Source organism: Rhodococcus jostii NBRC 16295 (assembly GCF_001894825.1).
GTDB lineage: Bacteria > Actinomycetota > Actinomycetes > Mycobacteriales > Mycobacteriaceae > Rhodococcus_F > Rhodococcus_F jostii.
Map to the genome: position 1 here is coordinate 62170 of NZ_BCWY01000008.1, position 23521 is coordinate 85690.

The window sequence follows — 23521 nt, forward strand, 5'->3', positions numbered from 1 at the left end:
TTCGAGAATAGAGATGTAGTGCCCGGACCGGTCAGAATGCGGCGTTCTGCGGGGCACGCCCGCGGAGCACCATGGCTTCGCGCACGCGCTCCTGGGCGGTGGTGCGGGCCACCTCGTGGGTGGTGCGCCCCTGCGCCTGCGACGCGTCGAGCGTGTCGATGGTGCTGGCGCGCAGCTTGTTCGAGATGCTGTCGAAGACGGCGGCGGGTTCGGGCCGGATCCCGGAGTAGCGGGCGTCCATGGCCACGGCGGCCGCAACCACACCACCGGCGTTGGCGATGAAGTCGGGAACCACCGTCACCCCGCGGTCGCGCAGGATCGATTGCGCTGCGGGGCTGCTCGGCAGGTTCGCGCCTTCGACGACGATCGTGGCCGGCAGGGTCCGGGCGAGTTCGGCGTCGATGACGTCCTGCAACGCCGCCGGGATCAGGATGTCCGCGGTCACCGAGAGTTCTTCCCCGGCCGCGAGAGGCTTCGCGTCGGAGTACTGGTCGACGAGTCCGTCACCGTACTGATCACGCAGGTCGAGCAAGGTGGCGACGTCGAGCCCGTCCGGGTTGTGGATTCCGCCCTGCGAGGTGGACACGGCGACGACGGTGGCCCCGAGTTCGGCGAGGCGCTTCGCGCTCGCCGCTCCGACCGCTCCGAAGCCCTGGATGGACACGCTCAGCGAACCGGTGGACAGACCGAGGGTCTGCGCGGCGGCGTCCGCCGACTCCGCGACACCGTGGCCGGTGACGCCGAGCTGGTCGTACGGGAGCCCGCCGAGCGCGTGGGGGGTGCCCACAGCGCCGCCGCGGCCGCCGACCTCGTCGAGCATGATCGCGGCGTCCTTCTCGGTGAGCCCGACGTCGAGCCCGAAGACGTATTCCTCGGGGACCTCGTTGCGCAGTGCTCGGACGAAGGCCCGCAGCACCGCTTCCTTCGAGGAGGCGTTCGGGTCTGCCCAGATCCCGGCCTTGGCGCCGCCGTAGAACAGGTCGACCCCCGCCCACTTCCACGTCATGTTGCGGGCCAGGCGCGCGACCTCGCCGACACTGACCGTGGTGGACATGCGGGTGCCGCCCTTACCCATTCCGCGGGCGGTGTTGTCGATGACCAGGACACCGCGCATGCCGGTGCGGGCGTCGGAGACGCACACGACCTTCTCCGGTCCCCATTCGTCGATCAATTCGAACATCGTCGTTGCTCCTCGTGACTCGACAGGGGATTTCAGGCGAAGTTGACGCCCTGAGCCAGCGGCAGCTCACGGGAGTAGTTGATGGTGTTGGTCGCCCGGCGCATGTAGGCGCGCCAAGCGTCCGAGCCGGATTCGCGGCCGCCGCCGGTGGTCTTCTCGCCGCCGAATGCGCCGCCGATCTCGGCGCCGGACGTGCCGATGTTGACGTTGACGATGCCGCAGTCCGAACCGTCGGCGGCAATGAACCGCTCGGCCTCACGCTGGTCGGTGGTGAAGATCGACGACGACAGGCCCTGCGGGACGTCGTTGTGCAGGGCGATCGCTTCCTCGAACGTGTTGTAGGTCAGCACGTAGAGGATCGGGGCGAAGGTTTCGTCCTTGACGATCTCGCTCTGGGCCGGCATCCGCACGATCGCCGGCTCGACGTAGTACGAGTCTTCGCTGCTCGGGCGGCGTTTGCCGCCGACGAGGATCTCGCCGCCCTGCGCGACGGCCTTGTCGAGGGCTGCGGTCATGTTGGCGTGGGACTTGCCGTCGATCAGCGGGCCCACGAGGGTGCCGTCGGCGAACGGGTCACCGATCGGGAGGCGGCCGTAGACCTGGGAGATCCGGTCGATCAGCTCGTCGGCGATGTCCTGGTGGACGATGATGCGGCGCATCGAGGTGCAGCGCTGACCGGCGGTGCCGGCGGCGGCGAAAACGATTCCGCGGGTGGCGATGTCGAGGGCTGCCGACGGGGTGACGATCGCAGCGCTGTTGCCGCCGAGCTCGAGGATGGCGCGGCCGAACCGGGCGGCGACGCGGGGAGCGATCTGCTCACCCATCCGCTCGGAACCGGTGGCGCTGATCAAAGGCACTTTCGGGCTGTCGATGAGGGCCTGGGTGTCGGCGGCACTCGCCGAGACGAGGACATTCAGGTTGGCCGGGGCGCCGGATTCTTCCGCGGCACGGTCGAACAGCGACGAGCATGCGGCCGCGGTGAGGGTGGTCAGCTGCGCCGGCTTCCAGATCACCGAGTCGCCGCAGACGATCGCCAGGGCCAGGTTCCACGACCACACCGCGGCGGGGAAGTTGAACGCGGAGACGACACCGACCACACCGAGCGGGTGCCAGGTCTCCATCAGGCGGTGGCCGGGACGCTCCGACGGCATGGTGCGGCCGTCGAGCTGACGGGACAGACCGACTGCGAAGTCGCAGATGTCGATCATTTCCTGGACCTCACCGAGGGCCTCGGAGCGGATCTTGCCGACCTCGATGCTGATGAGGTTGGCGACGTCCTCCTTGTGCTCGGTCAGCAATTCGCCGAGCCGCTTGATCAGAAATCCGCGGACCGGTCCGGGCACGGTGCGCCACTGCAGGAACGCCTCGTGGGCGGCGTCGATCGCGGCGTCGACGTCGGTCGCGTCGGCGGCGGGGTAGGCGAAGAGGCTCTCGCCGGTGACCGGGGTGCGCGCGGTGACGGTGTTCTTCGCCCCGGTCGTGTCGAGTACCGACGGGTCGACACCACATCGCTGCAGGCTGGTGCGGGCCAGGGTGCGCAGTTCGTCGGTGGTGGGCAGGGCGATGGTTTCGGTGACGGCGGTGCTCATTTACTTAACTCCTCGAGTAGCGATGGTTGCCGGTTCTTCGATGGGTCCGCGGATTCCCAGTCGGTTGGCAACGTGGACGAGGGATTCGCGGCGGATCCCGTCGTAGAGCTCGTACTGGTCGTGCAAGGGGCGGCCCAGGACTCCTTCCATCCAGGCGGCGTCGATGTCGGTCGTCGACTGTGTGGTGTCCTTGCGGCCGTCCGAGGTCAGGTTGGACTGGAAGATACCGGCGGCGGACTTCGGCAGGAAGTCCTCGTAGACAATGGGTTCCGGGCGCACCCAGCCCTGGTCGATCAGATCCGTCAGTGTACGTTCGGGGGCGGTGCCGTTGCGCTGTTTGCCGGTGTTCACGGCGTAGGTGAAGTACGCCAGATCGTGCAGGGCCAGGCCCTGTTCGGTGGCGGGCACCTGCCGGTTCCACAACTCGGCGGCGATCGCGTTGCGCTGTCGGGCCGAGATCGGCGCGGTGGCCGCCGCCTCCGCGAACACCTGCTCGGTCTCGACGGTCAACCGGTCGTAGACCGCGCGGCCACGGACGGTGGCGGCGATGCCCCGGGCTTCGACCTCCCCGAAGCGCACCCGCAGCGAGCCCTTGACGACGCTGCCGTCGGATTCGCGGAACACCCGCGGTTCGGCGAGCGCCCGGAACGAGGTCTGACGCAACAGCAGATCCGGACCGGCCCACCGCGGTGGCCCCTGGATCGTGTCGATCATGTCGATCTGGCGGCGTTCCATGCGCGCATAGAGGTCGTCGATGTCGAGCACGCGCGGGGTCAGGTGGTTGATGTGCGTGCTGGTGACTCCGCCGATGTCGGCGGCCACCGAGGACACCTCCTCGAGTTCGCGGTACCAGGCGCGGTCGACGGCCTCGGTGGAGAGCGTGAACGCCGTGGTGGCCAGCGTCAGGAACATCTCGGCGTCACCGGAATTCAGCCCCCCGTACTCGGTGGCCCGGTCGGCCAGGACCAGCAGTTCGGTGGTGAACAGTCTCCGCCTGGCGAGGAAATTCTCGAGACGTCGCTGCAGGTCTGCGCTGAAGAAACGGCGATCCGACGGCACCAGCAGGGACGTAAACACCCGGAACGGGTTGCGTGCCAGCTCATCCGGATCGATCGGACGGAACGCGGTCGAGACGACCGGGACCGAACTGGCAGCGGCCTCGCGCAGATCGTAGAACCCGACCGGGTACATGCCCATGGCCGCGAACACCCGGGCGACCTGCGCCATCTCCTGCGGGGTGCCCACCCGGATCGCTCCGTGACGCTCGGCGGTGACCCGGGCGGTCGAGCCCAGCCGCTCGGCGCCTGCACCGAGGTTCGACAGCACGGTGTCGTTGACGGCCTGCGACACTTCGAGCAACGTCGTGTAGGCCGGAACTTCTTTCCCGTACAGATGCGAGAGGCGGCGAGCGAACTCGGCGCGCAGTTCCCACTGCTGAGTGATCGGCATGGCGTGCAACTCCAGGGTCGATGAGGATCGGGTGAGACCGAAGTCGTGGTCGCGGCCTGCGCGTAGGAGCCCCGACTGTTCGACGTTTTCGTTCCCGCATGCTCATCGTGGTGCGCAGAAATGGATAGCACCAGCGAAGAAATCTGGCCATCACCGTTTAGAATCCCTATATGAACATGAGCCTGGCGCACCTCGTCGCGCTCCGAGAGCTGGCCCGACGGGGAACGATGGTCGCGGTCGCCGAGGAACTCGGATACACGGCGGGCGCCGTATCGCAGCAGATCGCAGCCCTGGAGAAGGCCGTCGGCTCACAGCTCGTCACCAAGATGGGGCGCAACGTCGTGCTCACCGACTCGGGCACCGTGCTGGCCGACCACGCGGTGAAGATCCTGAATGCGGAACAGGCGGCCCGCGATGCGCTGCGCGCGGTGCACGACGACGTTGCCGCGCCGCTCCTGCTCGGCACCTTCGGCAGCACCGCCGCAGCGTTGCTGCCGCCGGTGGTGGCCGCCGCGCAGCGCAAGTATCCGCACCTCGAGCTGAGCAGCCGCGAGCTCGACGTCGACGAGGCCGCCACCGAGGTCCAACGCGGTCACGTGGACGTCGCCTTCGGGCTGGACTATCCCCATTCCCCGATGCCCCGGACCCCGGACATCGAGATGATCACCCTGCGCAGCGAGCGGTTCGGACTCGCCGTCTCCCCCGGCGCGTACGGCATCCGCACCGAGGGCACCATCGATCTGCGCGAGGCCGCGGAGTGGAACTGGATCCTGCCGCCGGCGGAAACCCAGTTCGGCCGTGCGGTGCGGACGGCCTGCCGGCAGGAGGGCTTCGAGCCGATCGTGCGACACGAAATCGTCGATACCGCCGTGTCCCTGGCGCTGGCCGGAAAAGGACTGGGAGCGGCCCCGGTCACGGACATGATGATGAGGCTCAACAGCTCGGTGCCGATCATCCGGGTGAACCTCACCCAGGAAATCGGCCGACGCATCGTGCTCATCCGGCTCGCCGGCTCGGAGGTGAGGCCGACGGTGCGGGCCATCACGGAGATCGTGCGCGGGGCGGTCGACCCGGCGTCCACAGCGGTCGAGAAGATCTGACGGTCGGAGCGCACAGGACGTCAGGTTTCCGCGCCGCTGCGGGTCTCCTCGGTGCGGAGGTGCTCGAAGATGAAGCGCCCGAGGGTGAGGCCGACATGCAGTTCCAGCCGCTGCGCACCCACCGACAGATCGAGTCCGGTGATCTCCTCGATCTTGGCGAGTCGGTAGTAGAGGGTCTGACGGTGGATTCCGAGGACACCGGCCGTCGCGCCGGTGTCGCCTGCCTGGTCGAGATAGGTCTGTGCGGTGACGAGAAGGTCGATGTTGCGGTGGTCGAGCAGGGCACGCACCGACGGTGTCAGGACGGCCTCGGCGAGCAGTCCGGCGGGCCCGCACGAGGACAGTCGATAGATGCCGAGTTCCTCCCAGTAGGCGATCGGTCCGATCGAGTTGTCGTGCCGGGCGACTCGGACGGCGATTTTCGCCTGCTGCCAGCTTCGGCGGGCGGAGCGCAATCCCTGAGTCGAACCACCCACCCCGACCAGAGATCCGGCACCCGCACCGCTTTCGGCAATGGACCGCACGGGATCGACGGCGCCGGCGGCGGCGGGAACCAGGACGGCGGTCAGTGATCCGATCGGTGCCAGCAGGGTTCGGGTGCCGGGGGCGGGGAGCAGACCGTCGACGGCCAGTACGGTCAACGCGCAGCCGTCGGGGAAGAGCCCCGAGTCCTCGATGCGAGGGAGTGCGCGGGCGAAGGCTTTTCGGTCGCCCTCGAGGAGGTCCGCGACGGCGACCGCCATGTGGTCGCGGCCCCGCGAGGTGTGTGCGAGTTCCGCGCCGGCCTGCCCGGCCAGGGACATCGCGGCGGTGAGGTCCCGCTCGGTCACGTTGCTGCTCTCGTCCGGCAGGACGAAGAGATAGCCGTACGCCGTTCCGGCGTAGCGGGCCGGCAGGCAGATCCGCGCCGATGCTTCGATGTCCGGGTTCTCTGGCGTAACCACCGGTCGCGTGGTATCGGCGATGCCGAAGCTTTCGTACCATGCCCGCGCGTCCGGCGGGCAGCTGCGGGCGAGGATCGACTGCACCCGATCCTTGTCGACGCCCGGCGACTGCGTGCTGTAGGCGATCAGCGAGAACGCCCTGTCGACCAGGACGACCGATGCCGACAGACGTTCGGCCACCTCGGTGACCACTTCATCGAGATTCACTTCACCATCTCCGTGAACAGCATATTTCGTGCGCGATAAGTATGGCGATCATCCCGAGTCGGCCATACAGGTGTCTGACTGTCGGTGCGAAAAGTTCTGGCATCTGTCCCTAGCATGCTACGTGCTCCGTCGTTACGTTGGTCACACACGAACGCCGCACCTGCGAATACCGAGGCGCAGCCCGCACTTTCGATCTCGTGACCGACTCGACCTTTGGAGCGTGTGATGTCCACTCTCGAACAACCGCCCGAGACGTTGCAGAAGTCTCTGAAACAGCGGCACCTGACGATGATCGCGATCGGGGGTGTGGTGGGCGCGGGTCTGTTCGTGGGGTCGAGTGCCCTGCTGCACAGTTCCGGTCCGGCCGCGTTCGTGTCGTACGCGGTCACCGGCCTCGTCATCGTGCTGGTGATGCGGATGCTCGGCGAGATGGCCACCACCAATCCGTCGACCGGATCGTTCGCCGGATACGCCCGCAAGGCGTTCGGTGGGTGGGCCGGCTTCACCACCGGGTGGCTGTACTGGTTCTTCTGGGTCGTCGTCGTGGGCGCGGAAGCCGTCATCGGCGGCAAACTGCTGCAACGATGGATCGACCTGCCCTCCTGGATGATGGCCGCCGCCCTGTTGCTCGCCATGGTCGCCACCAATCTCCGTTCGGTCCGCAATTTCGGTGAGTTCGAATACTGGTTCGCCGGTATCAAAGTCGCCGCGATCGTGCTGTTCCTCGGGCTCGGCGCCGCCTACGTCTTCGGCCTCTGGCCCAGCCATTCCGCAGACTTCTCCAACCTCACCGACCACGGCGGGTTCACACCCAACGGCTGGACGGTCATCCTCTCCGGTGTCGTCGTCGCCGTCTTCTCGATGGTCGGCCCCGAGATCGCCACCATCGCCGCCGCGGAATCCGCCGAACCCGAAAAGGCCATCACCAAGGCCACCAACTCCGTCATCGCCCGGGTCGGGTTCTTCTACATCGGCTCGGTGCTGCTGCTCGCGATCATCGTTCCGTGGACGGAGGTGAAGATCGGCCAGTCGCCGTTCGTGGAGGCGCTGACCCACATGGGTATTCCGGGCGGGCCCGACATCATGAACGCCGTCATCCTCGTCGCGGTCCTGTCGTGCCTGAACTCCGGTCTGTACACCTCCTCGCGGATGCTGTTCACCCTCGCCCGCCACGGCGACGCACCCCAGGGCATCGCCAAACTCGACAAACACGGCGTTCCCCGCAACTCGCTGCTGCTCGCCACCCTCGTCGGGTTCGCCTGCATCGGACTGGATTACCTGTCGCCCGACACCGTCTTCGTGTTCCTGCTCAACGCGTCCGGTGCCACCATCCTGATGGTGTACCTCATGATCGCGCTGTCGCAGATCAAGCTGCGCGGCCTGATGACTCGCGAAGAAGTCGGACAGCTCCGCCTGAAGATGTGGCTGTTCCCCTACCTGTCCATCCTCGCTGCCGGCGGCATCCTCGCTGTCTTGGTATCGATGTTCTTCGTCGACTCGTCCCGCTCGCAGATCTCGTTGAGTGTCGCAGCCCTGATCCTGACGTTGGTCGCCTACCAGGTTCGGCGCCGAATCAGTCCGGGTAATCCGCTCGCGGACAACATCTCCGCTCCTGCTCCGCACGCGATCACCGAGTCCTCTCCGGGGTAACCCACGACCGCCGGGGGCGGTGGCGGAGACCGACCATGGTCTCCGCCACCGCCCCTTCCGTGTTTCCAGCGGTCGACGAGGGTCAGTCCCGCCGGCGCGCGGCCCCACCTTCGAGTTGCGTGGCGTCGAGTTGCGCGGCGAGCAATTGCGCCAGGTGGTCACCGCGGCGGTCGGTCAGGTCCGACAGCTGCGTTCGGCAGGAGTACCCGTCGGCGAGGATGGTGGTGTCCGCGTCTGCCGCAGCCACCGCGGGGAGCAGCTGCTGCTCGGCGACTGCCACCGACACCTCGTAGTGTCCCTTCTCGACACCGAAGTTGCCGGCCAGGCCGCAGCATCCGCCCAACCGCTGCACCTGTGCACCGGCCTTCTCCAGGAGTTGCGCGTCCGGGCTCCACCCCATCACCGAATGGTGGTGGCAGTGTGGTTGTGCGACAACGGACCGGCCTTCGAGCGACGGCGGTTCCCAGCCGCGCTCCGTCAGCAGTTCCGCGAGGGTGCGGGTTGCGGCGGCGACCGGTTCGGCTGCCGCCCTGCCGAGCAGTTCTGCTGCGTCGGAACGCAACACACCCGTGCAGGACGGTTCCATCCCGACGATCGGTATTCCGGCGGCGGCGCTGTCGGACAACGCGTCGACGGTGCGTCCGAGGATCTTCTTCGCCGCGGTGAGTTGCCCGGTGGAGATCCAGGTCAACCCGCAGCACTGCTGCTTGTCGGTCAGTCGCGGCCGGTAGCCGGCGGCCTCGAGAACCTGCACGGTGGCCTGCCCGACTTCGGGGGTGAAGTAGTTGGTGAACGAGTCCACGAACAGCATCACCGGGTCGCCGGTGGTGGCACGGTCGTGCTCGGTTTCCTTGAACCAGGACCGGAACGTCTGCGTGGCGAACGGGGGAATGGTGCGGCGCTTGTCCACCCCGGCGGACGACAACGCGAGCGGTCCGATGCCGGGAACCCGCATCGTGGCGTTGACCAGACCGGGCGCGTGGCTGGCGATCTTCGCCCACCGCGGGAGCCACCCAAGCGAGTAGTGCGAGGCGGGGCGGATGCGGCCCTTGTAGCTCTGGTGCAGGACCTCGGCTTTGAACGCCGCCATGTCGACACCGGTCGGGCAGTCCGAGGAACACCCCTTGCAGGACAGGCACAGGTCGAGGGCGTCGTGGACCTCCGGGGACCGCCACCCTCCGTCGACGGCGGTGCCGTTGATCATCTCCTGCAGCACGCGGGCGCGGCCGCGCGTGGAGTCCTTCTCCTCCCGGGTCGCCTGGTACGACGGGCACATCACGCCCCCGGTGGCGGTGTTGTCCGCCCGGCACTTCCCGACACCGGTGCAGCGGTGCACGGCCTGGGTGAAGTCGCCGTCGTCGTGGTGGTAAGCCATCGCCAGTTGGCGGCGGACGAGTGGGGCGGCGGGAATGCGCAGGTCCGCGTCGACGGGACGGGGATCGACCACCACACCGGGATTGAGGATGTTGTCCGGGTCGAAGGCGTGCTTGACAGCGGAGAAGAGTGCCATCGCGTCCGGGGAGTACATGAGCGGAAGGAGTTCGCTGCGGGCGCGACCGTCGCCGTGCTCGCCCGACAGCGATCCGCCGTAGCCGGCGACGAGCGTGCTCGCCGAGACCAGGAAGTCCCGGAAGATAGTGCTGCCACCTGGCTTGTCGAGCGGCCAATCGATCCGCACGTGCATACATCCGTCGCCGAAATGCCCGTACGGCAGGCCGGTGACGCCGTACTCGTCCATCAGAGCGTCGAAGTCGCGAAGATAGTTGCCCAGCATCGCCGGGGGCACGGCCGCGTCCTCCCAGCCGGCGTGCGCCGGCAGTCCGGCGGGACTGCGCCCGGCGAGCCCGGCGCCGTCGGCCCGGATCCGCCACAGCTGTGCGGTGCGGCCCTCGTCGGTGACCACGAGGCTGTCCACGGCGCAGCAATCGCGTCCGACCTGCTGGGCCATGGCGATCGTCTCGTCGAGATCGTCGCCGACGACCTCCACGAACAACCAGGCCGCGCCCGCGGGCAACGGTGGAACCGCATCCGGGCCCCGGCGCTCGCGCACCACGTCGACGATCCGGGAATCGATGCCCTCGCAGGCGGTCGGATCGAACTTCAGCACCAGCGGGGTCGCGTCGCCCGCCGACGCGATGTCGGCGTATCCCAGCACGACCAGGACGCGGTGGGCGGGCTCCGTCACCAACCGGACCGTGGCCTGTGTTGCCACCGCGAGGGTGCCCTCGGTGCCGACGAGCATGCGGGTGACGTCGAACCGATTCTCCGGCAGAAGGTGCTCGAGGGCGTATCCGGACACCTGACGGCCGAACTGCCCGAGCTCGGTGCGGATGGTGGCCAACCCGGCACGGGTGACCTGCTGCAATCCACTCAGGACCGGGGACGCCGGCACCTCGCCGCCCGACTCCAGGTGCAACGACTCCCCGGTTCCGGTGAGAACGTGCAGGCCCTTCACATTGTCCGAGGTGCGGCCGTATCCGAGAGTGCGTGAGCCGCAGGCATTGTTGCCGATCATGCCGCCGATGGTGCAGCGGGTGAACGTCGACGGGTCGGGTCCGAATCGCAGGCCGTGCGGTGCGACGGCCTGCTGCAGCACCGTCTGAATCGTGCCCGGTTCGACGGTGGCGGTCTGGACCTCCGTGTCGATCGAGAGCACCCGGTTCATGTGCCGGCTGAAGTCGAGAATCAGTCCCGTCCCGACCGCGTTACCCGCGACGGAGGTGCCCCCGCCCCGTGAGGTCAGCGGCACACCCACGCGGCGGCACACCGCGAGGGCGGCGGCGACCTCGTCGGCATGTCGCGGCCGCGCGACGACCAGCGGTCGTACCCGGTACAGGGACGCATCGGACGAATAGGCGGCGCGGGTCGTGCCGTCGGAGAGAACGTCGCTCACTCCCGAACTGCGCAGCTCAGCGGCCAGTGATTCAGCGGAGATCATTCGTAGCATGCTACAGCTTCTAGCATGCTACGAAAAGCCTCGAGTTGTTAGAGTGATCGAGTGGCAGACGAAGCGCTCGAACTCGAACCGCTCGCCCCGTTCGCGGGACGACGGATGGAACAGGCGATCGCGGCGGTACGGGCCGCCATCGACGACGGGCGCATGAAGCCGGGCGTGAAGTACTCGGTCTACCAACTCGCCGAGGGTCTGGGCATCTCCCGCACCCCCGTACGGGACGCCTTGCTGCGACTCGAAGAAGTGGGACTCATCAAGTTCGAAGCCCGCCAGGGCTTCCGCATCCTGCTGCCCCAGCCCAAGGAGATCGCCGAGATCTTCGCCGTTCGGCTGGCGCTGGAACTCCCCGCGGTCCGCAAGGCCGCCGTCACGGCGAACCCCGCACTCCCGGGCGCACTGCAGCGGCAACGTCGTTTGATGCAGGACGCCGCCGCCGTCGGCGACGAAAACGAGTTCGCCCATTACGATCTCGGGCTCCACGACCTCATCCTCGACGCCGCCGACAACGGCCGGGCCCGGGCGATCGTCAAGACCCTCCGCGAGACCACCCGGCTACTCGGGGCCACCACCGCCGAACAGACGAGGACTCTCGCCGACATCGACAACGAGCACGCTCCCATCATCGACGCGATCATGGCCGGTGACCCGGACGAAGCGGAGGCGGCCATGCGCACGCACCTCGAGAACACGGGGAGACTTCTGGTCACGCAGGCGCTCCGCACGGCCGAGTCCACTCAGTCGGTCGACGAGATCTGGTCCGCGGTCATCCCGTGACCTGACCGAACGCGCAGCAGCCGATGACCAGAACCTGTCGACGAACCCGGAACGCGCCAGGACCGGCCGGGCGACACTGGGCGGCGCTCGTCGCGGCAGTCTCCCTGAGCGTGGCGTGCGCGGCTCCGGCGGCGCTACCCCCGCCCCTCGCGGGCGACTACTCCGAATACGCACTACCCGACGGTGCGCAGATCCTGCCGCCCGCGAGCAGCGTTCCGCCGCCCCCGCCGGATCCCTCCTCCTGCGGCGCACTGTCGAGTCTGCGACCCGATCCCGGTCTGCGACCGGACACGGCGCCACCCGGATCGGCGTTGGCCGCGATCGTCGCGCGCGGGCGGCTGATCGTCGGAACCGACCAGAACACGAACCTCTTCAGTTTCCGTGATCCCAAGACGGGCACATTGCAGGGGTTCGACATCGACCTGGCGAGGGAGATCGCCCGCGACCTCTTCGGTGACCCGTCCAAGGTGGAATTCCGTCTGCTGACGTCGGCCGGCCGGTTCGACGCACTGGAGAACAACGACGTCGACCTCGTGGTACACGCCACCTCCATTACGTGCGAACGCGCCGCGCGGGTCGGATTCTCCACCGTGTACTTCGAGGCGTTTCAGCGCCTCCTCGTGCCGGAGGGGTCCGACATCTCCTCTCCGGCAGACCTGGCTGGCAAGCGGGTGTGCACCTTCATCGACACCACCTCCCTCGCCACGATCCAGCGGGTGGCACCCGCCGCCACGATCGTGGGTGTGCCCGACTGGGACGACTGCCTGACCACGCTGCAACTGGGTCAGGCCGACGCCGCCAGCACCGACAACTCGATCCTTGCCGGCCTCGCAGCTCAGGATCCGAACCTCGACATCGTCGGTCCGAATCTGGAGCTGGAGCCGTACGGCGTCGTCGCGAACAAGAGCCACGACGATCTGGTGCGCTTCGTCAACGGGACGCTCGAACGGATGCGCGCGGACGGAACCTGGATTCGCTTGTACGACAGGTGGTTGAGTCTGTTGGGGCCGACGGCGGGTCCGCCGGCGCCGAGCTATCGGGACTGATGCGCGCACAGGGGACTACGGTGCGGGTCGTACCGGGCGCGAGCGCCCGGCCATGGTCCGCACCTGCCGGGCCGCGACCGACAGAGTCGCCAGTCCGGTGGGCCCGGTTGCGAAGATCTCGGCGAGGATGGAGCGGGCACGAGCCAGCCGGAACGCGTTGGTCGATTCCCAGTCGGCGATCTTCTCCGCGGCCGTCTCGGCCGGCGACGATCCGGACAACACGTCCAGGCTGAGCAACCGCATCGAGCTGTAGACGTCGTCGCGGAGGGCCAAGCGGGCGAGCGCATTCCAGCGGTCGGTGTCGTCCAGCCCGGAGATCGCTGTCAGCAGGTGATCGATGCCGAGGTGGGCATTGAGGGCGTAGTACAGTTCCGCGACTTCGTCGACGTCGCGGTCCTCGAGATCGGCGACGTCGATGATGTCCATCGCGCAGAACCCGTGCAGCAGGCCGACCACCGCGGTGGCGTCGTCGGTCCGAGCGCCGAGCGCGGTCAGTTCGGCCGACCGGGTCGCGACGGTGTGGGCATCCGGGCCCTGCAGCCATCCGGCTACCTTCGGCATCAAGCCGTCGAAGGCCCGTCCGTAGCGGGTGATCTCGGCACCGACCGCGATCGGCTGCGGTCGATGGGTGAGCAACCAGCGCGACAACCGGTCGAGCACCCGGCGCACCTCGGCCGTCGTCGCATCGGACACGGCCGTGTTCGGTGCGCTCAGCCGGATCCGCTGATTCCGCTGAGGCAGATCGATGATCGCGGCGGCCGCGGCATACGCCCGGACCGCGTCGACAGGCGACGCGCCGACGTCCTCACCGAGCCGGAACACGTAGGAGATGCCTCCCGTGTCGACCACCTCGTTGGTGACGACCGTCGCGATGATCTCGCGGCGCAGCCGATGGGTGAGGATGGCGTCGGGATACTCCTGCCGGAGTATCGGGGGGAAGTAGCCCAGCAGTCTGTCGGTGAACGTGTCTCCGTCGGGGAGATCGCCGGCAAGCAGGTCGGCCTTGAGGGACAGTTTCACGTGCGCGGTCAGGGTGGACAGCTCGGGAGAGGTCAGTCCCAGCCCCTGCTGCGCCCGCAGGTCGAGTTCTTCGTCGTCCGGGAGAGCTTCGAGGGCGCGGTCGAGACCCCGCTGGGAGGCGAGTGCCCGGATCTGCCTGCCGTGCACGCGCAGCCGATCCGTCGCGGTCGCGCGGCTGGTGCCCAGCAGGTCGTTCTGGGCGATGTTGTCGGCGAGGACGAGGTGTTCGACGTCGTCGGTCATCGACCGCAGCAGTGTGGTGCGCGCCGTGCGGCTCATCCGGCCGGTCGAGACGAGCCCGTCGAGCAGGATCTTGATGTTCACCTCGTGATCCGAGCAGTCGACACCGGCGGAGTTGTCGAGGGCGTCGCTGTTGATGCGTCCGCCGCCGCGGGCGTACTCGATGCGCCCGTGTGCGGTCACCCCGAGGTTGCCGCCCTCCCCGATCACCCGGGCGCGCACGTCGGCGGCGTCGACACGGACACCGTCGTTGGCCTTGTCGGCGACGTCGAGGTGCGATTCGAGGGCACCCTTGACGTAGGTGCCGATTCCGCCGTTCCACAGCAGATCCACCCGGGCGCGCAGAATCGCGCCGATCAACTCCTGCGGCGACAGCCGCGATGTTCCCGGGTGCAGGTCGAGAGCGTCCCGCATCGAGGCGGAGACGGGAATGGATTTGGCCGTCCGCTCGAAGACCCCTCCCCCGGCGCTGATCAGCGACCGGTCGTAGTCGTCCCAGGACGAGCGCGGCAGAGCGAACAGACGCTGCCGCTCCCGGTAGGAGCCGGCCGCATCGGGTCGGGGATCGACGAAGATGTGGCGGTGGTCGAACGCGGCGACGAGCCGGATGTGTTCGCTGAGCAGCATGCCGTTCCCGAACACGTCCCCACTCATGTCGCCGACGCCGACGACGGTGAAATCCTGCGTCCCGGTGTCGATTCCCAGTTCTCGGAAGTGCCGGGTGACGCTCTCCCACGCGCCCTTGGCGGTGATACCCATCGCCTTGTGGTCGTAGCCGAGGGAGCCACCCGAGGCGAACGCGTCACCGAGCCAGAACCCGTATTCCGCGGCCACCGCGTTGGCCTCGTCGGAGAACGTGGCGGTGCCCTTGTCCGCGGCGACAACCAGATACGGGTCGTCGCCGTCGCGGCACACCACGCCGGTGGGGGTCACGACAGCCCCCGTCGAGGGATCGACATTGTCGGTGATGTCGAGAAGCGCCCCGATGAATGTGCGATAGCACTCGATTCCTCTGATGCGCAGAGTATCTCGATCGTCAGGTTCGGCGCCTGCGCGCGCGGGTGGCTGTTTGACGACGAACCCGCCCTTCGCCCCGGCCGGGACGATGACCGCATTCTTCACTGCCTGCGCCTTGACCAGACCGAGGATCTCGGTGCGGAAGTCCTCGAGCCGGTCGGACCACCGGAGGCCACCGCGGGCGACACTGCCGTACCGCAAATGCACACCCTCCACCCACGGGGAGTACACGAACACCTCGAATCGTGGCCGTGGCTGCGGCAATTGGGTGAGTGCGCGAGGGTCGAGCTTCAGGGCCAGCGCACTCGACCGTCGGGTACCGGCATCGGCGCCGCGGTAGTAGTTCGTACGAACGGTCGCCTGCACCAGGTCGAGGAAGGCGCGCAGTACCCGATCGGCCTCGAGGCCGACGGCCTCGTCGATCGCACCACCGATCGTTTCGGTGAGGTCGGCGGCGACCTCGGGGTCGACCACGCGCGGATCGAAGTGGGCGGCGAACAGCTGCACCAGATCGTCGCAGGTGCGGGGGTGTTCGGCGAGCACACCGGCGATGCGTTCGCAGCTGTAGGGAAACCCGATCTGGCCCAGATACTTCGCGTACGCCCGCAGCAGCGCCGCCTCGGCCCACATCAGACCCGCGAACGGAACGAGGGTGTTGAACGAGTCCGCTTCCGCCGCGCCGGACCAGACGGCGACGAAGGTGTCGCAGAACCGGCGGGCGAGGGTTTCCGTCGGCCGCTGGTCGGTGTCGCCGGCGGCAACCTCCGACGGGTTCGCCAGTGCCCGGGCATGGTGCAGTCCGAAATCGTAGATCCAGGTGAGCACACCGTCCGGCCGCACGACCGGGTAGGGCCGTTCGTCGATCACGTCGACGCCGAGGCTGTGCAGAATCGGCAGTACCTCACTCAGCGAGACACGGGCTCCCGCAATGTAGAGCGTGAAGCGAAGATCGGTGTGTCCGTCGGTGTGCCGGGTATACAACAGCACATCGATGTCGTGGTCCTCGAGCGCGTCGAGGCGGGTGATGTCGGCTACGGCGCGGTGGACGTCGAAGTCCTTCTTGTACGCGTCGGGCAGGCGGGTGGCGTAGTCCCCGCCGCCGTTCAGGGCCGGGCCGGTGTCGGTGCCCCGCAGGTCGCGTAGATCGTCGTCCCACGTTCGGCTGACCGCGGCCAGTCGCCGCTGCAGCCCCTGCTGCTCGGCGTCCCAGTCGACGCCGACCGCGCCATCGGCGGTGGCGAGACGGATCGTGAAATGGACGAGTGCGAGCGAAGTTTCGGTGACACGGACCGCGTGCTCGATGCCCGAACCGGGGAAGTCCTCGAGTAGAACCTTTTCCATGGCGACCCGCACCCCCGTGGTGTACCGGTCGCGAGGAAGGTAGACGAGAGCGGAGACGACGCGACGGTCCACCCCCGGCCGCAGGAAGAGCAGCAGCTGTTCACGGGAGGCTGCGCCGAGGACCGACACGACCGTGCGGTGGAGGGCATCGGCGCCGAGGGAGAACAGTTCCGGCCGGGGATAATCCTGGACGATCTCGAGGAGAGCCTGCCCGGAATGCGACTCGATCCGGTAGCCTGCGCGGGCGATCACTTCGCGGGCGCGGCGAGCGAGAACCGGTATGTCGAGCACGGTTTCGTGCAACGCGGTGACGGTGAACAGGCCGACGAAGCGGTGCACCCCGACGATCTCCCTCCCCGCGAAGGCCGGGACCGTCACGATCTGCGGATGCAGGCCCTGCCGGGTGGTGGGGAACTCCGGTCCCGGAATCAGCGCGACCAGCGGGGCGTCCGGTGTGGGCTCCGCGGTCAGCTCCTCGGGCAGCCGGTACCTGAAGCGGCTGCGGAACAGTCCGAGTGATGTCGGGGTTTCGCCGGCACGGTCGGTGGTGGAGAACTGGTAGCCGAGCGGGGTGAAAGCCCCGGCGCCGAGCCAGCGCAGAAGTGCTGCGGCCTCGTCGAGGTCTACTCTGTCCCAGGATGTTCCCTCGTCCGGTGCGAACTCGAGCGCGGAGGCGATCTGCCCCTGCGTCTCCGCCATCGCGGGGGTGTCGGCGACGACCCGCCGCAGGACCGCGACGGTGTCCTCCACGGATCCGACGATCTCGCGGCGAACGGCAGCATCGGGGGCGGAATCGAACTCGACGCGTATCCACGACTCCACCGTGGCGTCGGTGGTGTCGTGCCCGGTCGCGACGTCGGTCAGGCCCCCGTCGGCGGCGCGGCTCACCGCGATCACCGGGTGGAGCAGATGCGCGATTTTCATTCCGGCCGTCTCCACGATGGCAGTCACCGCGTCGACCAGATGCGGCATGTCGTCGGTGACGACGAGAAGGGCGGGCCCGGTGTGGGCGTCGGGATCGGCGGGAAGGCACGTGATCAGGTCGCCGCCCGGCTCTCTGTGCGACGCCAGATCGAGGTGCTGACGAACCGTCTCGTCCGCCGCCGTCGTGTCGTCCTGAGCAACGTGGCGGAAGAACGCCGACCTCAAGCAGTCGAACTTCTCGAGGTGTGAAACAGTCTGCGCCGCAGTCTCGGTCGCCTCGGATTCTGTCGACACGCTCACAGTGAGTTCACCATTCCTTCGTCAAGGTCCGCGCGCATGGCGTCGTTGCCACGAACTCGTGGCAGTCAGTCAACCCGTGCGGCACCCGCGAAGTATTGGGGCTGTCGTTCGAAACGTCCGGCGCCTTTTTGGCGTCCTGACCAAAGTCAGTCCGGTGGGTTCGGCACCGTCGCGCGTCGGCGCATGGCGAGTTGCAATTCGAACAGCAGGCGGTCGGAGGCGTCCTGCAGACCGATGCCGATGATCTCCTCCACTCTGCGGATCCGGTAGCGCAACGTGTTGGGGTGCACGCGCAGGGTGGCCGCGGCGTTCCGGACGTCGCCGTGCTCGGCGAGATACGTCTCGGCGCTCTCGCACAGGTTCGAACCGTGCTTGCGGTCGTAGTCGAACAGTGCGTCGAGGCGCGGATCGTGCAGTTCCGGGTGCTCGCCGACGAGGTCGAGGATCTCACCGAGCAGCACCGCGGTGCGGGATTCGGCGAGGGTCGTCACCCGCCCCTCGGGGAACGAGGAGGCGGTGCCGTCGAGGACTCGGTCGACCTCGGTGCGCGCCCCGGCCACCTGCGCGAGATCGGGGACGGGGATCGCGATGGCGGCCCGCAGCACGATCGACCGCTTGGCCTCGAACTGGTCGACGAGTAACCGCGTCCAGGCGGCGACACTGGTCGCGGACTTGTAGCGAGGAAGCAGCACGTAGGCGCGGTTACCGATCACGGTGGCGACCGAATCACGGCTGAACGAACTCGCGTGCAGACGAAGCATGCTGCCCATACCGGCGAACTCGTCGTTCGTCGTCGACGTCTCGGACACGGTCGGCGCGAAACCCACGACAGCGGCCGGGCCGGTCACCGGCAGGTTCAGGGCACTCGCCACAGAGGGAACGTCGACGCCCCCGCCACGCGCGCCGAACAACCGTTGGATCAGCAGCCCCTCGGTGGAGGGGGCGTTGAGGCTTCGGGAGATGATCCGGGCGGCGATCGCCGAGGCGCCGCGCAGCACGTCCACCGCATCCGGGTTGAACGGGGTGTCTCCCTGTTGCACCCAGATCGAGCCGAGAAGCCGGGGTGTGGTCGAGGTGTCCGCGGTGGACTGACGGATGCTGACCACCAATCGTCGTTTGGTGGCGAGTTCGTCGTGTGCAGGAACGTCGATGACCTCGTCGCTCTCGCGCAGCCGGTCGAACACCCCCAACTTCTGCAGCGCCCGCAGGTAGTCCCGCGGCCCTTCACGGCCGAGGATCGACAGGGCGCGCAGTTCGTCCGCCGCCTCGTCCGAGGCCGAGTAGGCCAGCACCTTCGACTGGGCGTCCTCGATCGAGACCATTCCCCCGGCGTTCTGGGCAACGATCTGCGCAAGTCCGAACAGGTCGGTGTCCGTGGCGAGCAGATCCGGATCCGCCGGTGCGCCACGCCCGCGGCGTGAGCGATCGAGCATCCGCTGGACCAGCGGGAACACGTGATCCCATCGAGCCTTCGGGTGCACCGCCACCAGGGCGACGCCGGCACGGTGGGCCGCCGCTCGCACGTCGCTCGACTCGCGCGCGGTCTTCGACATCACCGCGTGCGGCCGGTGGTCGCGCGCCCGGCCGGACACGTCGTCGAACCAGCGCACGGCGTCGTCGTCGGTGACCCCCACATGCAGATACAGGTCCTGCATCGGAGATTGCGATTCGGTCTCGACCGTCAGATCGGAGCTGTCCACCAGCGCCACCGACGAGACCACGACCTCCTCGCCGGCGGGAGCGTCGACCAGCTCGACGACCGCGGTGTCGAGGGCGCGGAGAAGCTCACGCAGAGTGATGGTTTCGGTGGAAGGCGATGGTGCCGCGGGCTCCGCGGTCCGGCTTCGATTTCCAGGAGTCACCGACATGTCTCCGTTCGGATGGTGAGAACACGATTAGCCAACTGTACAACCGATTCAGGCAATTATTGTCCGCCTGGCTCATTATCTCGGTGCTGCGCTGGTGTTGACTACGGCTAGTTCGAGCGGCGGTTCTTGCGCCGCCACACCTTTGTAGGAGGTTCCATGGACGCCGTCACCACCACCCCCCAGCCGATCAACGAGCCGGTGGGCTCCTTCACGCCGGGGAGCCCGGAGCGGGCGCGCCTGCAGGCGAAGCTGGCCGAACTCGGGTCGAATCCGACCGAGATCCACAACGTGATCGGCGGTGCGCGCCGGCGTGGCGACGGCCCCACGATCGACGTCGTGCAGCCACACCGGCACGCCGCGGTCCTCGGCACCTTCACCAATGCGGGCCCCCGGGACATCCAGGATGCCGTCGCGGCCGCCACCGCAGCCGCCCCGGCCTGGCGGGCGCTGTCGTTCGAGGATCGCGCCGCGGTGTTCCTGCGCGCAGCCGACTTGCTGTCCGGGCCGTGGCGCGAAACCCTCTCCGCCGCAACCATGCTCGGACAGTCGAAGACCGCATACCAGGCCGAGATCGACACCCCGTGCGAGCTGATCGACTTCTGGCGGTTCAACGTTCACTTCGCCCGGCAGATCCTCGCCGACCAGCCGATCTCCTCCCCGGGGGTGTGGAACAAGCTCGAGTACCGCTCCCTCGAGGGCTTCGTCTACGCGATCACCCCGTTCAACTTCACCGCCATCGCCGGCAACCTGCCCACCGCACCCGCGCTGATGGGCAACACCGTGGTGTGGAAGCCGTCGCAGACGCAGGCCGTCGCCGCGTACTGGACGATGAAGCTGCTCGAGGCCGCCGGACTGCCGCCCGGCGTGATCAACCTCGTCAACGGATCCGGCCCCGAGGTCTCCGACGTCGTCCTCGCCGACCCGCGCCTGGCCGGCATCCACTTCACCGGCTCCACCGCCACCTTCCAGCACCTGTGGCGTCAGGTCGGGAACAACATCGCGAACTACCACTCCTACCCGCGCCTGGTCGGCGAGACCGGCGGCAAGGACTTCGTCCTCGCCCACAGCTCCGCGAACCCCGACACTCTGACCACCGCACTGATCCGCGGCGCGTTCGACTTCCAAGGCCAGAAGTGCTCCGCCGCCTCCCGTGCGTTCGTCCCGAAGTCGGTGTGGGCGAAGATGGGTGACGACTTCATCGAGAAGGCGGCCTCGCTGTCCTACGGCGATGTCACCGACTTCTCGCACTTCGGTGGCGCCGTCATCGACCGGCGGGCCTTCGACCGCAACGCCGAGGCCATCGCCCGCGCCAAGGCCACCCCCAGCCTGACCATCGCCGCCGGCGGCCACGTCGACGACAGTGTCGGCTACTTCGTCGACCCCACCGTTCTCCTCGGCGACGACCCCACCGACGAGGCGTTCCGCACCGAATACTTCGGTCCGATCCTCTCGGTGCACGTCTACGACGACTCCGCGACCGGATCCTTCGAGAGGGTCCTCGGGCTGGTCGACAAGGGTTCGGCGTACGCGCTGACCGGTTCGATCATCGCCGACGACCGCGCCGCGATCGCTCAGGCCACCGACGACCTGCGGTTCGCCGCCGGCAACTTCTACATCAACGACAAGCCCACCGGTGCCGTTGTCGGGCAGCAGCCCTTCGGCGGAGCCCGGGCATCGGGCACCAACGACAAGGCCGGCTCCCCGCAGAACCTGTTGCGCTGGGCCTCCGCCCGCACCATCAAGGAAACGTTCGTCCCGGCCACCGACCACCACTACCCCCACCAGGGCGCCGACACCTCCGAGGACAAGTGATGGCACCGTCCGATCTGCTCCGGCCCGCCCTGCTGGCCGCGGCCCGCTCCCCGCGTATCGAGCGCACGGTCACCAAGATCCCGGTGACCCGTAACCTCGTCGACCGGTTCGTCGCCGGCGGCACCGAGGACGACGCCGTCAGCGCGACGACATCGATCCTCGGCTCCGGCCGCTACATCAGCATCGACTACCTCGGCGAGGACACCACCGATCTCGCGCAGGCCTCCGGTACGGTGTCGCACTACCTGACGCTGCTGTCCTCGCTGGCTCAGCTCGCCCCGGCGAGCGACACCGACGGTCGGCCCCGCAGCATCGAGGTGTCCCTGAAGCTGTCCGCCCTCGGTCAGTTCCTTCCCCGGGACGGTCACAACGTGGCGCTCGAGAACGCCCACAAGATCTGCACTGCCGCAGAGGAAGCCGGCGTGTGGGTCACCGTGGACGCCGAGGACCACACCACCACCGACTCGACGCTGTCGATCGTGCGGGAGTTGCGGCAGGACTTCCCGTCGCTGGGCACCGTGTTGCAGGCCTACCTGAGGCGGACCGAGGCGGACTGTAAGGAACTCTCCGGACCGGGATCACGCATCCGGTTGTGCAAGGGCGCCTACAAGGAACCGGCGTCGGTGGCATTCCAGGGCAAGGAGGCGGTCGACGAGGCCTACCTGCGTTGCCTGCGGATCCTGATGAACGGTCAGGGCTATCCAATGGTCGCCTCGCACGACCCGGTGATGGTCGACGCCGCCCTGCAGCAGGCGAAGGCCACGGGTCGCACCACCGACGAGTTCGAGATCCAGATGCTCTACGGCATCCGGGACACCGAACAACTCCGGCTGATCGGGGAGCAGCAGCACGTGCGGGTCTACCTGCCCTACGGCGACCAGTGGTATGGCTACTTCATGCGCCGCCTCGCCGAGCGGCCCGCGAACCTGGCCTTCTTCCTCAAGTCGCTGACCTCGAAGAACTGACCCGCGGAAGGCCGTCGCGGGAATTCGTCGGTCCCGGCCCACACTCTGTGGGCCGGGACCGAGCGCTATCGTGCCGACGTCGACGGCACGAGCCAGATTCCGAAACACCTCTGCAGTAGGCGGCCTACCAGCCGATTTGTTCAGGTAGACAAAATCAACGCCGAGCTTTCATCCGATCCTCCGATCACATCGGCCGCCCGGTCGGCTTGAGTAGCACCCGTCAACATGTTGTGAGGGCCATCACAATCTCGAGCGACGCCCTCACACACATCTCGATCAGATCCGTCAGGCCGACTGTGCCCGCGTGCCCGTCCGTGCCCGACTCGACCCTGGGAGCGTGTGATGTCCACTCTCGAACAACCGCCCGAGACGTTGCAGAAGTCTCTGAAACAGCGGCACCTGACGATGATCGCGATCGGGGGTGTGGTGGGTGCCGGTCTGTTCGTGGGGTCGAGCGCCCTGCTGCACAGTTCCGGTCCGGCCGCGTTCGTGTCGTATGCGATCACCGGTGTGGTCATCGTGCTGGTGATGCGGATGCTCGGCGAGATGGCGACCACCAATCCGTCGACCGGATCGTTCGCCGGATACGCCCGCAAGGCGTTCGGTGGGTGGGCCGGCTTCACCACCGGGTGGCTGTACTGGTTCTTCTGGGTCGTCGTCGTGGGCGCGGAAGCCGTCATCGGCGGCAAACTGCTGCAGCGTTGGATCGACCTGCCCTCCTGGATGATGGCCGCCGCCCTGTTGCTGGCCATGGTTGCCACCAATCTCCGTTCGGTCCGCAATTTCGGTGAGTTCGAATACTGGTTCGCCGGTATCAAAGTCGCCGCGATCGTGCTGTTCCTGGGTCTCGGCGCCGCCTACGTCTTCGGTCTCTGGCCCAGCCATTCCGCAGACTTCTCCAACCTCACCGACCACGGCGGGTTCACACCCAACGGCTGGACGGTCATCCTCTCCGGTGTCGTCGTCGCCGTCTTTTCGATGGTCGGCCCCGAGATCGCCACCATCGCCGCCGCGGAATCCGCCGAACCCGAAAAGGCCATCACCAAGGCCACCAACTCCGTCATCGCCCGGGTCGGGTTCTTCTACATCGGCTCGGTGCTGTTGCTCGCGATCATCGTTCCGTGGACGGAGGTGAAGATCGG

General features: G+C 67.8%; 14 protein-coding genes. 7 read left to right on the forward strand and 7 right to left on the reverse strand.

Annotation, left to right across the window (positions count from 1 at the left end):
* Positions 1–31 precede the first annotated feature (31 nt).
* Genes RJ1_RS08700 through hglS form a run of 3 tightly spaced genes read right to left on the reverse strand, consistent with a single transcriptional unit; the run spans position 32 to position 4218 of the window.
* Positions 32–1180, reverse strand: a complete 1149-nt coding sequence (locus RJ1_RS08700; RefSeq protein WP_073359551.1) for a Glu/Leu/Phe/Val family dehydrogenase — start codon at positions 1178–1180, stop codon at positions 32–34.
* Between the two features lie 32 nt (positions 1181–1212).
* Entirely contained in the window at positions 1213–2769 is a 1557-nt protein-coding gene (amaB, locus tag RJ1_RS08705) for an L-piperidine-6-carboxylate dehydrogenase (protein ID WP_073359552.1), read from the reverse strand.
* Entirely contained in the window at positions 2770–4218 is a 1449-nt protein-coding gene (gene hglS, locus RJ1_RS08710; protein ID WP_073359553.1) for a 2-oxoadipate dioxygenase/decarboxylase, read from the reverse strand.
* Positions 4219–4388: 170 nt separating this feature from the next.
* Here hglS and RJ1_RS08715 point away from each other — a divergent pair, with 170 nt between their 5' ends.
* Entirely contained in the window at positions 4389–5318 is a 930-nt protein-coding gene (locus RJ1_RS08715) for a LysR family transcriptional regulator (RefSeq protein WP_073359554.1), read from the forward strand.
* A gap of 20 nt (positions 5319–5338) precedes the next feature.
* On the opposite strand, the gene RJ1_RS08720 is transcribed toward RJ1_RS08715, so the two are convergent.
* Entirely contained in the window at positions 5339–6469 is a 1131-nt protein-coding gene (locus RJ1_RS08720; protein ID WP_073359555.1) for a PucR family transcriptional regulator, read from the reverse strand.
* A gap of 225 nt (positions 6470–6694) precedes the next feature.
* On the opposite strand from RJ1_RS08720, the gene RJ1_RS08725 reads away from it, so the two are divergent.
* Complete coding sequence (locus RJ1_RS08725; protein ID WP_073359556.1) at positions 6695–8119, forward strand: amino acid permease; 1425 nt, start codon at positions 6695–6697, stop codon at positions 8117–8119.
* An 82-nt stretch (positions 8120–8201) separates the two neighbouring features.
* On the opposite strand, the gene RJ1_RS08730 is transcribed toward RJ1_RS08725, so the two are convergent.
* The gene (locus RJ1_RS08730; RefSeq protein ID WP_073359557.1) at positions 8202–11066 is read right to left on the reverse strand and encodes an FAD-binding and (Fe-S)-binding domain-containing protein; all 2865 of its coding nucleotides are present in this window, start codon (positions 11064–11066) and stop codon (positions 8202–8204) included.
* Between the two features lie 51 nt (positions 11067–11117).
* Between RJ1_RS08730 and RJ1_RS08735 the strand changes: the two genes are divergently transcribed.
* Entirely contained in the window at positions 11118–11846 is a 729-nt protein-coding gene (locus RJ1_RS08735; protein WP_073359558.1) for a GntR family transcriptional regulator, read from the forward strand.
* Between the two features lie 23 nt (positions 11847–11869).
* On the forward strand, positions 11870–12892 hold the full coding sequence (locus tag RJ1_RS08740; RefSeq protein WP_073359559.1) for a glutamate ABC transporter substrate-binding protein: 1023 nt from the start codon (positions 11870–11872) through the stop codon (positions 12890–12892).
* Between the two features lie 15 nt (positions 12893–12907).
* On the opposite strand, the gene RJ1_RS08745 is transcribed toward RJ1_RS08740, so the two are convergent.
* Together RJ1_RS08745 and RJ1_RS08750 are read right to left on the reverse strand one after the other, a co-directional pair.
* Positions 12908–17728 carry an NAD-glutamate dehydrogenase gene (locus RJ1_RS08745; RefSeq protein ID WP_083400740.1) on the reverse strand — a complete coding sequence of 1607 codons (4821 nt, stop codon included), beginning with the start codon at positions 17726–17728 and terminating at the stop codon, positions 12908–12910.
* A gap of 152 nt (positions 17729–17880) precedes the next feature.
* Positions 17881–19602 (reverse strand): PucR family transcriptional regulator, encoded by a 1722-nt coding sequence (locus RJ1_RS08750; RefSeq protein ID WP_073359561.1) that lies wholly within the window; start codon positions 19600–19602, stop codon positions 17881–17883.
* Positions 19603–19758: 156 nt separating this feature from the next.
* On the opposite strand from RJ1_RS08750, the gene pruA reads away from it, so the two are divergent.
* The 3 genes from pruA to RJ1_RS08765 form a co-directional block, all read left to right on the forward strand.
* Positions 19759–21414, forward strand: coding sequence for an L-glutamate gamma-semialdehyde dehydrogenase (pruA, locus tag RJ1_RS08755; RefSeq protein ID WP_073359562.1), 1656 nt, complete (start codon positions 19759–19761; stop codon positions 21412–21414).
* Positions 21414–22379 carry a proline dehydrogenase family protein gene (locus tag RJ1_RS08760; protein ID WP_073359563.1) on the forward strand — a complete coding sequence of 322 codons (966 nt, stop codon included), beginning with the start codon at positions 21414–21416 and terminating at the stop codon, positions 22377–22379. Before pruA ends, RJ1_RS08760 begins: the two co-directional genes overlap by 1 nt.
* Before the next feature lie 342 nt (positions 22380–22721).
* On the forward strand, positions 22722–23521 hold an 800-nt coding region (locus RJ1_RS08765), incomplete at its 3' end, for an amino acid permease (protein ID WP_143169551.1).

Excerpts from the sequence above, each read along its gene's own strand:
- RJ1_RS08700 (WP_073359551.1), bottom strand. The coding sequence starts at position 1,180 with ATGTTCGAATTGATCGACGAATGGGGACCGGAGAAGGTCGTGTGCGTC.
- amaB (WP_073359552.1), bottom strand. The coding sequence starts at position 2,769 with ATGAGCACCGCCGTCACCGAAACCATCGCCCTGCCCACCACCGACGAA.
- hglS (WP_073359553.1), bottom strand. The coding sequence starts at position 4,218 with ATGCCGATCACTCAGCAGTGGGAACTGCGCGCCGAGTTCGCTCGCCGC.
- RJ1_RS08715 (WP_073359554.1), top strand. The coding sequence starts at position 4,389 with ATGAACATGAGCCTGGCGCACCTCGTCGCGCTCCGAGAGCTGGCCCGA.
- RJ1_RS08725 (WP_073359556.1), top strand. The coding sequence starts at position 6,695 with ATGTCCACTCTCGAACAACCGCCCGAGACGTTGCAGAAGTCTCTGAAA.
- RJ1_RS08730 (WP_073359557.1), bottom strand. The coding sequence starts at position 11,066 with ATGCTACGAATGATCTCCGCTGAATCACTGGCCGCTGAGCTGCGCAGT.
- RJ1_RS08740 (WP_073359559.1), top strand. The coding sequence starts at position 11,870 with ATGACCAGAACCTGTCGACGAACCCGGAACGCGCCAGGACCGGCCGGG.
- RJ1_RS08750 (WP_073359561.1), bottom strand. The coding sequence starts at position 19,602 with ATGTCGGTGACTCCTGGAAATCGAAGCCGGACCGCGGAGCCCGCGGCA.
- pruA (WP_073359562.1), top strand. The coding sequence starts at position 19,759 with ATGGACGCCGTCACCACCACCCCCCAGCCGATCAACGAGCCGGTGGGC.
- RJ1_RS08760 (WP_073359563.1), top strand. The coding sequence starts at position 21,414 with ATGGCACCGTCCGATCTGCTCCGGCCCGCCCTGCTGGCCGCGGCCCGC.